Below are 10,438 nucleotides of genomic sequence, written 5' to 3'. Positions count from 1 at the left end.
GCCGTAAACACCGCCGCCGGAGGGTCGGCCGCGACCGGCCGGCCGGCCGGTGCCGCCGTACACGCCGCCGGAGGGCGCCCGCGCTCCGGCGGCGGGGGCCGGGGCGGCACCGTAGCCGCCGGCCGGCACGCCTCCGTAGACCCCACCCCGACCACGGTCGCCCCCGGGCGGCGGGCCGTCGACGGGTCGCCCCCGGCCGGGTCCACCCGGGCCGGCGTTCAGCGGGAACTCGTTCCGCTCGGGCAGGTCGGGGCCGCCCCTGGACTCGTCGGGCGGCACGGGGCGCTGGCGGGCCCGGAGGATGCCGAAGATCCCCGCGCCGACCATCAGCGCGCCGATCACGCCGACCGCCGCGATCAGGTACGTGATCTCGTCGAGGCTCAGCCCCTCCATCCAGGACTTCTCCGCCGCCGGCTTCGGTGGGCCGGCGTCGCCGCCGGTCAGCGCCTCGGCGCCGGTGGTGGCGGGGGTGTAGGCGAGGATCTCGATGGCCTCGTCCTGGCCCAGCTCGCCACCGTCGGAGACGGTCACGAACGACTTGCCGTCCGGGGTGTAGGAAATCGCCTCGCCGAACGGATCCGTCAGCGGGGTCACCCGGGGCTTACCGCCGGTCAGCGCGCCGACGATGTCACCGCCGGTGACGTCGTACTCGAAGGCGTCCGCGTACGTGCGCAGCACCACCTTCGTGCCGTCGGGCGAGCGGGCGGCACCGGTGATGGCGACCCGGCCGATCGTGTTGAGCACGTTCGGGGTGTTCGTCTTCGGCAGCGAGACCTCGCCGACCCTGCTCATCGGCACGGGGTCGGTGTCGCCGCTGCTGAGCTTGCCCTCCGGGGTGAAGATCTCGGCCTTGCCGGTGGCCACCTTCGTGATGATCAGCGGCTTGCCGTCGTCGCCGATCAGCAGCGCCTCGGCGTCGTGCGGCTTCTTCTCCGGGTACGACAGCCGGTGCAGCACCGGCCGGGCCGACCCGTCGACCGGCATGCTCCACACCGCCACCCGCTCCCGCCGCTCGGTGCTGGTGATGTTGTCACCGATGTCGGCGATCCAGAGCTTCTCGCCGTCCGGCGAGAGGGCCAGGTCCTCGGTGTCCAGCGGCCCGTTGCCCGAGTAGCGGACCGGCTCCCCCGCCAGCTTGCACTTGGTGTCGAGGAAGAAGACCCGCTTACGCTGCTCGATGGTGGTGCCGTCGTTGATCACGACGTACCCGGTCTTTGTCGCCACCAGGCCGGAGAGCTCCCGCAGCCGCTCGTCGGTGATCGCGCAGCGCTTCTTGCCGGGCGTCGGCTCGGGGGCTGCGGCCCCGAGGGCGGGCGCGGCCAGAGCGACTCCGGTGAGCGCCACGGTCGCCCCGAGCAGGCCGAGGGCAACCGTGACCGATGAGACAGCGCGGCGCATGGGAGTCAGTGTCGCATGCCTGTGTAAACGCGAGGGGCACGCCGCGACGCCTGGTCCGGCGGCGACGGCCCCTCGCGGCCGGGGCCTCTTGCGGGGCCCGGCCCGGCTCACCGCGCGCTGGCGGCGACGCGCCCCTCGTCCGCGACGAACGGCGCCAGCTCGGCGGCGAGCGCCTCGCCGACCCGCACGTGCAGCAGCGTGCCCTCCGGCAGGTGGGCCGTGCTGAGCACCTCGCCCTGCCGGTGCACCCGGGCGACCAGGTCCCCCCGGTCGTACGGCAGCACCGCCCGGACCTCCACCGCCGGCCTGGGCAGCCGCGCCTCGATCGCCGCCCGCACCTCGTCGAGCCCTCGCCCGGAGCGGGCCGAGGCGAACACGGCGTCCGGCCAGAGCCGCTTGAGCCGCAGCAGGGTCTCCTCGTCGGCCGCGTCGGTCTTGTTGATCACCAGCAGCTCGGGCAGCCGGTCCGCGCCGACCTCCGCGAGGACCTCGCGGACCGCCCGGACCTGCTCCTCCGGGTCCGGGTGGGCGCCGTCGACGACGTGCACCACCAAGTCGGCCTCGGCGACCTCCTCCAGGGTCGAGCGGAACGCCTCGACGATCTGGTGCGGCAGGTGCCGGACGAACCCGACCGTGTCGGACAGGGTGTAGATCCGACCGTCGGGGGCGGTGGCCTTGCGGGTGGTCGGGTCCAGGGTGGCGAACAGGGCGTCCTCCACCAGCACGCCGGCACCGGTCAGCCGGTTGAGCAGGCTGGACTTGCCGGCGTTGGTGTAGCCGGCGATGGCCACGGCGGGCACGGAGTTGCGGGACCGGCGGGCGCGCTTGGTCTGGCGTACCGTCCGCATGGCCTTGATCTCCCGGCGCAGCCGGGCGATGCGGTGCCGGATGCGGCGCCGGTCGGTCTCCAGCTTGGTCTCACCGGGGCCGCGCACGCCCACGCCGCCGCCCGCGCCGCCGCCGCGACCGGAGCCGCCGGTCTGCCGGGACAGCGTCTCGCCCCAGCCGCGCAGGCGGGGCAGCAGGTATTCGAGCTGGGCCAGTTCGACCTGCGCCCGGCCCTCCTTGCTCTTGGCGTGCTGGGCGAAGATGTCGAGGATCAGGGCGGTGCGGTCGACCACCTTGACCTTGGTGCGCTGCTCCAGGTTGCGCAGCTGGGACGGCGACAGCTCGCCGTCGCAGATCACCGTGTCGGCGCCGCTGGAGAGCACCACCGCGCCGAGGTCGTCGACCTTGCCCCGGCCGATGTAGGTCGCGGGGTCGGGGCGGCCGCGGCGCTGGATCAGCCCCTCCAGCACCTGCGAGCCGGCCGTCTCGGCCAGTTGCGCCAGCTCGGTGAGGGAGTTCTCGGCGTCGGCCTGGGTGCCTTCGGTCCAGACGCCGACGAGTACGACCCGCTCCAGCCGGAGCTGGCGGTATTCGACCTCGGTGACGTCGGCGAGCTCGGTGGAGAGGCCAGGGACCCGCCGCAGCGCCTGCCGCTCCGACAGCTCGAACTCCCCGGTGGTCGCCTCGAGCTCGTCGTCCGTGAAGGGTACGTAGGTCTCCTGGTCGCGCAAGCTGCGCCTCCTGTCCGTTCTGTTCCGTAGCGACGGATTCTGTCGCGTACGACCAATCCTGACATGTGCCAACGCCGGACGCACCCGCTATATGCCCATCGCGTGGACCACCCAACGTGGGGGCGAGTGCTTTGCGATCCGGGCGGGCGAGTAGAAATGCGGGGCAAGGCAAGACCGACCCCGATCAGCGTTGACGGAGGGAATCCTGTGGCCATCACCCGACTTCCGAGCGCGGGATTCTCGATCACGATCCGGATCGCCGTGCCCGCGGACGCCTCCTCCATCGGCCGGCTGACCACCTCCGTCGGCGAGGCCGGGGCGATCGTCACCGCGCTGGACGTGGTCGACTCCGACCCGACCAGCGTGCTGGTCGACCTGACCTGCGACACCGCCGACGCCACCCACGCCGACCAGGTCGTCGACGCGCTCACCGCGCTGGACGGGGTGGACGTGCGCAAGGTCTCCGACCGCACGTTCCTGCTGCACCTCGGCGGCAAGATCGAGGTGAGTTCCAAGGTCGCGCTGCGCAACCGCGACGAGCTGTCCCGGGCGTACACCCCGGGGGTGGCCCGGGTCTGCATGGCCATCGCGGAGAACCCGGCCGACGCCCGCCGGCTCACCATCAAGCGCAACACGGTCGCGGTGGTCAGCGACGGCTCGGCCGTGCTCGGCCTGGGCAACCTCGGGCCGGCCGCGTCGCTGCCCGTGATGGAGGGCAAGGCGGCGCTGTTCAAGCGCTTCGGCGGGGTGGACGCCTGGCCGGTGGTCCTCGACACCCAGGACACCGACGAGATCGTGGCGATCGTCAAGGCGATCGCGCCCGCGTACGGCGGGATCAACCTGGAGGACATCGCCGCGCCGCGCTGCTTCGAGATCGAGGCCCGGCTGCGCGAGGCGCTGGACATCCCGGTCTTCCACGACGACCAGCACGGCACCGCGATCTGCGTGCTGGCCGCGCTGACGAACGCGCTGCGCGTCGTGGGCAAGCGCCTCGCGGACGTCCGGGTGGTCGTCTCCGGGGCCGGCGCGGCCGGCACCGCGATCATGAAGCTGCTGCTGCGCCAGGGCGTCGGCGACATCATCGCGTACGACCGGCAGGGTGCCCTGCACCGCGGCCTGACCGGGCTCAACCCGGCCTGGCAGTGGCTGGCCGAGAACACCAACCGGGACGGCTACTCCGGCGACCTGGCTGGGGCGGTGCGCGGCGCGGACGTGTTCATCGGGGTGAGCGCGCCCAACCTGCTCACCGGCGAGGACATCGCCACCATGGCAAAGGACGCGATCGTCTTCGCGCTGGCCAACCCGGACCCGGAGGTCGACCCCCGGGAGGCACGCAAGCACGCCGCCGTGGTGGCCACCGGCCGCTCCGACCAGCCGAACCAGATCAACAACGTGCTCGCCTTCCCGGGCGTGTTCCGGGGCATGCTCGACGCGCACGCCGAGGAGTTCACCGAGGAGATGGCGATCGCCGCCGCCCGGGCGATCGCGGACGTGGTCGGCGAGGACAAGATCAACCCGACGGTCATCGTGCCCAGCGTCTTCGATTCCCGGGTCGCCCCGGCGGTCGCGGCGGCGGTTCGCGCCGCCGCCCAGACCCCGGCCGCGACGCCCCCGCCGGCGGCCGACCCGGGCCCGGCCGATTTGCCGGAGATCGCCGCCACCGCCAGCGCCACCCCCTAGTCAGGGGCGAAGGGTGGGCCGTATTCTGTCTCGCTGATCATGAGTCCCCTGGATCGACGGCCACGGCGGGCGTTCAGTGAAGCAAGTGATCCGCGAGACAGAACCCAGGGTGCAGGGTGCCGCTGGCGACCAGCAGGGCCGGGCCCGCGAGCCAGCAGGAGTCGTCGGTCATCGTGACCGTGAGGCGGCCACCGGGGACGTCGACCGCGACCGAGCCGGTGTCGCGGCCCGCGTCGCACAGGGCGACCGCCGCGACCGCGCAGGCGCCCGTGCCGCAGGACAACGTCTCGGCGGAGCCGCGCTCGTAGACCCGCATCAGCACGTGGCCGTCGGTGCCGTCGACCGGGCCGCCGGGGGCGGTGAACTCGACGTTCACCCCGGCCGGGAAGACGGCCGGGTCGAACCCGGGTGCCCTGGTGAGGTCGAGCGCGCCCAGCTCCAGCCCGGCCGGCAGGGCGCAGACCAGGTGCGGGTTGCCCACGTCCACGGCGCTGCCGGCGAGGGTCAGCCCGCCCAGGGCGGCGGTCGACGTGGCGTACACCCGGGGGCGGCGCACCTCGACGGAGATCGCCTCCCCCGCGACCAGCGCGCGCACGACGCCGGCCCGGGTGGCCACCGACAGGGCCGCGCCCTCGGGCACCGCCAGCCCGGTCTCGACCAGGTAGCGGACGAAGACCCGGGCGCCGTTGCCGCACATCTCGGCGGACGAGCCGTCGGCGTTCCAGTAGTCCATGAACCACTCGGCCTCGCCGGCCTGGCCCGCGCCCTCGGGGTGCTTGGCGGCCCGCACCACCCGCAGGACGCCGTCCGCGCCGAGGCCCCGCCGCCGGTCGCACAGCGCGGCGACCAGGCCCGGAGTCAGCTCCAGCGCGCCGTCCGGGTCGGGGAGGATGACGAAGTCGTTGCCGGTGCCGTGTCCCTTGGTGAACTCCACGACCCCATCATCGCGCAGCCGCGCCGACGAGGCGCAGGGCCGTCTCGGTGAGCCCCGGGTTGGCGGAGTCAAGCCAGTGGATCCGCGGGTCGCGGCGGAACCAGGACCGCTGCCGGCGGACGAACCGCCGGGTGGCCCGGATCGTCTCGTCGTGCGCCTCGGCCTCCGTCAGCTCACCGGCGAGGAAACGCAGCACCTGCTGGTAGCCGAGCGCCCGGCTGGCCGTACGGCCCTCGGGCAGGCCCCGGCCCACCAGGCCCCGGACCTCGGCGACCAGGCCGTCGGCCCACATCCGGTCCACCCGCAGCGCGATCCGCTCGTCCAGCGCCGCGGTGTCCAGGTCGACGCCGAGCTGCACCGACGGGTAGTACGGGGTGGGTTCGGGCAGCGCCGCCGTGAACGGCGCCCCGGTCAGCTCGATGACCTCCAGGGCCCGGACGATCCGCCGGCCGTTGCCCGGCAGGATGCCCTCGGCCGCCGCCGGGTCCGCCGCGCGTAGGCGGGCGTACAGGGGGGCCGGGCCGGACTCGGCCAGCTCCACCTCCAGCCGCCGGCGCACGCCCGGGTCGGTGCCGGGGAACTCGAACCGCTCCAGCACCGCCCGCACGTACAGCCCGGAGCCGCCGACCAGCAGCGGCACCCGGCCCCGGGCCAGGATGTCGTCGACCGCCGCGCGGGCCAGCCGCTGGTACTCCGCGACGCTGGCCGGCTCGGTCACCGCCCAGATGTCGAGCAGGTGGTGCGGCACCCCGTCCCGCTCGGCCAGGGTGAGCTTCGCCGTGCCGATGTCCATGCCCCGGTAGAGCTGCATCGAGTCGGCGTTGACCACCTCGCCGCCGAGGGCGTGCGCGAGGGCGATGCTCAGCGCCGACTTACCGGCGGCGGTCGGCCCGACGACGGCGACGACCGTGCCGCGCCCGGCGGGCCCGTCCGTGGTCACGCCCGCTCCCAGGTGGCCACGAAGTAGGCGACCCCGTAGGGCGCCGCGTGGTAAATCAGGTCGCCGCGCCAGTCGCCGCCCGCCGCCCGGGCCGCGCCGGCCAGCACCTGCCAGGGCGCGCGCCCGGCGACCTTCAGCCGCGCCGACAGCGCCGGGTCCAGGCCGAGCAGCGCCTCGGCGTCCGCGCCGGCCAGGGCACGGGCCACCCCGTCGTCGTACGCCCCCGCGCGCGGGTCGTCGTAGCCGGGCGCCTTCGTCCCGTGGCACGCCGACCCGTCCCCCAGCACCAGCAGCGCCAGCCGGGGGCGGTGCTGGTGCACCTGCCGGGCCAGCGAGGCCAGCTCGGCGGGGGTCGCCTCGGCGTCCACCTGGGCGGCGTCGACCGGTAGCCGGACCCGGTGCCGGGCGAGCAGCCACGCGCCCACGGTCAGGCTCAGCGGCAGCGCCGGGACCTCGTCGGGCCGCGCCGGAGCGTCGTCGGGCCCCCGGGAGTCGTGCGGCCCTGCCGGGAGCGGGACGGACAGGTCCGCTCCCCACGGGCGGAAGGTGCCGATGGCCGGCGGCACGATCCACCCGGTCGCCGGACCGGACCCCAGCAGCACCAGGCCGTCCGGTGCCGAGGCGAGCAACCAGGCCACCGCCGCGTCGGCGGCGGCGCGGAGATCGTCCAGCTCAGCGACGGCGGCACCGGCCAGCTCGGGCACGATCAGGGGCGGGTGGGGGCAGACGGCGGCGGCGACCACAGGCACCCGTTAACCGTAGCGGGACCCACCGGTGCGTCCCCGCGACGATCCGGTCCTGCGGAGGCTAGGACACCGTATGGTCACGGTCGACGACAGGCGCTCGACGCGGACGGGGGCGGACCTGTGACAATGCGGGGAGTAAGTTTGCTGCGCCGTGGCGGCGATCGCGGGCCCTGGTCCGTCGACGCCGGGAGAACGAGGATGGGCACATGAGCGACTGGACGGCCTTCGGACGGGTGGACGCGGACGGCACCGTGTACGTCAAGACCGCCGAGGGCGAGCGAGTGGTCGGATCCTGGCAGGCGGGCGCTCCGGAGGAGGGACTGGCCCACTTCGCCCGCCGCTTCGCGGACCTGGTCACCGAGGTGGACCTGACCGAGGCACGGCTCAACTCGGGCGCGGCGGACGCCGGACACTCGTTGACCACGATCCGCCGGATCCGCGCCTCCCTGGCCGAGGCGCACGTCGTCGGCGACATCGATGCCCTGGCCTCGCGGCTGGAGAAGCTCGCCGCGGTCGCCGAGGAGAAGGCCGGCGAGGCACGCGCCGCGCGCGACGCCGCCCGAAGCGAGGCCCTCGCGCGCAAGACCGCCCTCGTGGAGGAGGCGGAGAAACTGGCCGCCGAGTCGACCGGCTGGAAGACCGCCGGTGACCGGCTCAAGGAGATCCTCGACGAATGGAAGACCATCCGGGGGGTCGACAAGAAGGCCGACGGCGAGCTGTGGAAGCGGTTCGCCGCCGCGCGGGACGGCTTCACCCGCCGCCGGGGCGCCCACTTCGCCTCCCTGGACTCGCAGCGCAAGCAGGCGCAGCAGGTCAAGGAGGACCTGGTCGCCGAGGCGGAGAAGCTCCGGGAGTCCACCGACTGGGCGGATACCGCCAACCAGCTCAAGGAGCTGATGAACCAGTGGAAGGCCGCCCCGCGCGCCGCCAAGGAGGCCGAGCAGAAGCTCTGGGAACGGTTCCGGGCGGCCCAGGACGCGTTCTTCACCCGGCGCAGCGAGGTGTTCTCCGCACGGGACAACGAGCAGCGGGCCAACCTGGAGCGCAAGCAGGCGCTGCTCGCCGAGGCGGAGGCGCTCGACGTCGACGCCGACCCGAAGGGCGCCCAGGCCAAGCTGCGCGAGATCCAGGCGCAGTGGCACGAGGCCGGCCGGGTGCCGCGGGAGGCCGCCGCCGGGCTGGAGCGGCGGCTGCGGGCAATCGACGACAAGGTCCGCGAGGTGATGGACTCGGCGTGGCGCCGAACCACCAAGGAGGACAACCCGCTGCTGGCCCAGATGCGCTCGCAGGTGGCGGAGGCCGAGGAGCGGCTGGCCCGGGCCCAGGCCGCCGGGGACAACCGGCGGATCAAGGAGGCCGAGCAGGCCCTCGCGTCGAAGCGGCAGTTCCTCCAGCTCGCGGAGCAGGCCGGCTGAGCTGAACCACCCGGGAGCCCCGGTCCCGCGCGGGACCGGGGCTCCCCTCTGCCCGCGCCCCGGCCGTCCCTCCGCACGTTCGCGCCCCGGCCGATCTTTTCCCGCCACGTCCGCGACCCGGCTGATCTTCCCCGTCACGTCCGCGACGCGCGCCCTGCGGGCCGGTGGGCACCGCGATCCGCCGGGTGCGCCCGGGCAGGTTGACGCATCCAGGCGAGCTGATGACAATGGTCCGCGGAGCTAGGTAGCAGCACCGGCGCGAGGGGCACCGACGGCAGTTTCGCCATCGCGAGTCGCCGGTTCACCGCGAGCGGTCGTCCGCGTCGCCATCGTTCCCGCATTTCGCGTTCCCGGTCGGCACGCGCCGTGGTTGCCGGTCGGCACGCGCTGCGGGCACCGGGCAACGGCCCTCCCCCTGGTTCCCCGCCCGCGCCGCCCTCGTGCGGCAGCCGGCATCCGAAGTGGAGTCCGCATGCACCGATTCACCGCCCTCGGCGGCGCGCTCACCGCGCTCGCCACCGCCGCGGCCGGCGTCCTCGTCACCGCCGCCGTCGGCACCGCCCCGGCAGCAGCCGCCACCGGCGGCACCGGCACCGGCTACCTGCGCACCAACGGCAACAAGATCGTGGACAGCACCGGCGCGACGGTCCGCCTGACCGGCATCAACTGGTTCGGCATGGAGACCGACAACAAGACCTTCCACGGCCTGTGGTCGAACAACCCGTGGCGCGGCCAGCTCGACACGATGGCCCGCCTCGGCTACAACACGCTGCGCATCCCGTACTCGAACGACGCGCTGAAGCCGGGGGCGACGGCGAGCGGCGTCAACGACTTCGTGAACCCGGACCTGGTGGGGCTGTCGCCGTTGCAGATCCTCGACAAGGTCATCGGCTACGCGGGCAGCAAGGGGATGCGGGTCATCCTGGACCGGCACCGGCCGACCGCGGCCGGGCAGTCGCCGCTCTGGTACACGTCCACGGTCTCCGAGACGACCTGGATCAACGACTGGAAGATGCTGGCCCAGCGGTACGCGAACAACCCCACCGTCATCGGCGCGGACCTGCACAACGAGCCGCACGCCGAGGGCACCAACCCGGCGGCCACCGGCGCCTGCTGGGGCTGCGGGGACACCGCGCGGGACTGGCGGCTGGCCGCCGAGCGGGCCGGCAACGCGATCCTCGGGGTGCAGCCGAACTGGCTGATCTTCGTTGAGGGCGTGAGCTGCCCCAGCGGCGGACTGTCGAACGTCTGGGACAACGACCCGAGCAACGACGAGGACTGCGGCTGGTGGGGCGGCAACCTCTCCAAGGCCGGCCAGTTCCCGGTCCGGCTGAACGTGGCGAACCGGCTGGTCTACTCCCCGCACGAGTACGCCACCTCGGTCTACGAGCAGTCCTGGTTCAAGGCCCCGGACTACCCGGCGAACCTGCCGGCGATCTGGGACAAGTACTGGGGTTACCTGTACAAGCAGAACATCGCCCCGATCATGATGGGCGAGTTCGGCAGCACCCTGGCCGACCCGCGCGACAAGGTGTGGCTGGAGAAGCTGATGGCGTACACCGGCACCGGGGTCAACGGGATGTCCTTCACCTACTGGTCCTGGAATCCCAACTCGGGTGACACCGGCGGCATCGCGCTGGACGACTGGACCAACATCAACACCGCGAAGCAGGCGATCCTCCAGCCGTACCTGATCGCGCCGTTGGGCGGCGGGACCGACCCGACCCCGACCGGCACCCCCACGGGGACGCCGACGGCCACCCCGC

Annotated in this window: 8 protein-coding genes; 3 read left to right on the top strand and 5 right to left on the bottom strand. The window is 73.7% G+C overall.

Annotated features, from left to right (window positions below; all coding sequences use genetic code 11):
- Both E1258_RS25425 and hflX read right to left on the bottom strand, forming a co-directional pair.
- Positions 1-1,398: hypothetical protein (locus E1258_RS25425; protein WP_207919708.1), on the bottom strand; the 1,398-nt coding region annotated here is incomplete at its 3' end.
- 107 nt (positions 1,399-1,505) lie between these two features.
- Positions 1,506-2,957, bottom strand: a complete 1,452-nt coding sequence (gene hflX / locus E1258_RS25420) for a GTPase HflX (protein WP_132405556.1) — start codon at positions 2,955-2,957, stop codon at positions 1,506-1,508.
- A 156-nt stretch (positions 2,958-3,113) separates the two neighbouring features.
- Between hflX and E1258_RS25415 the strand changes: the two genes are divergently transcribed.
- Positions 3,114-4,637 carry an NAD-dependent malic enzyme gene (locus E1258_RS25415; protein WP_198141608.1) on the top strand — a complete coding sequence of 508 codons (1,524 nt, stop codon included), beginning with the start codon at positions 3,114-3,116 and terminating at the stop codon, positions 4,635-4,637.
- A 73-nt stretch (positions 4,638-4,710) separates the two neighbouring features.
- On the opposite strand, the gene dapF is transcribed toward E1258_RS25415, so the two are convergent.
- The 3 genes from dapF to E1258_RS25400 are packed head-to-tail and all read right to left on the bottom strand — an operon-like array spanning position 4,711 to position 7,260.
- A complete protein-coding gene (gene dapF / locus E1258_RS25410) occupies positions 4,711-5,571 on the bottom strand; it encodes a diaminopimelate epimerase (protein ID WP_132405554.1) in 861 nt (286 codons plus the stop codon).
- Between the two features lie 7 nt (positions 5,572-5,578).
- Entirely contained in the window at positions 5,579-6,625 is a 1,047-nt protein-coding gene (gene miaA, locus E1258_RS25405; protein WP_132405558.1) for a tRNA (adenosine(37)-N6)-dimethylallyltransferase MiaA, read from the bottom strand.
- A complete protein-coding gene (locus E1258_RS25400; RefSeq protein ID WP_132405552.1) occupies positions 6,508-7,260 on the bottom strand; it encodes a hypothetical protein in 753 nt (250 codons plus the stop codon). The genes miaA and E1258_RS25400 overlap by 118 nt, the downstream gene beginning before the upstream one ends.
- A 203-nt stretch (positions 7,261-7,463) precedes the next feature.
- Here E1258_RS25400 and E1258_RS25395 point away from each other — a divergent pair, with 203 nt between their 5' ends.
- Positions 7,464-8,672, top strand: coding sequence for a DUF349 domain-containing protein (locus E1258_RS25395; protein ID WP_132405550.1), 1,209 nt, complete (start codon positions 7,464-7,466; stop codon positions 8,670-8,672).
- A 472-nt stretch (positions 8,673-9,144) separates the two neighbouring features.
- On the top strand, positions 9,145-10,438 hold a 1,294-nt coding region (locus E1258_RS25390; RefSeq protein WP_132405548.1), incomplete at its 3' end, for a glycoside hydrolase family 5 protein.

The sequence above is a fragment of the Micromonospora sp. KC207 genome, assembly GCF_004348615.1.
Taxonomy (GTDB): Bacteria; Actinomycetota; Actinomycetes; order Mycobacteriales; family Micromonosporaceae; genus Micromonospora.
The sequence above is the reverse complement of the archived record's forward strand: the minus strand, read 5'-3'. Positions and strand labels throughout refer to the sequence as shown.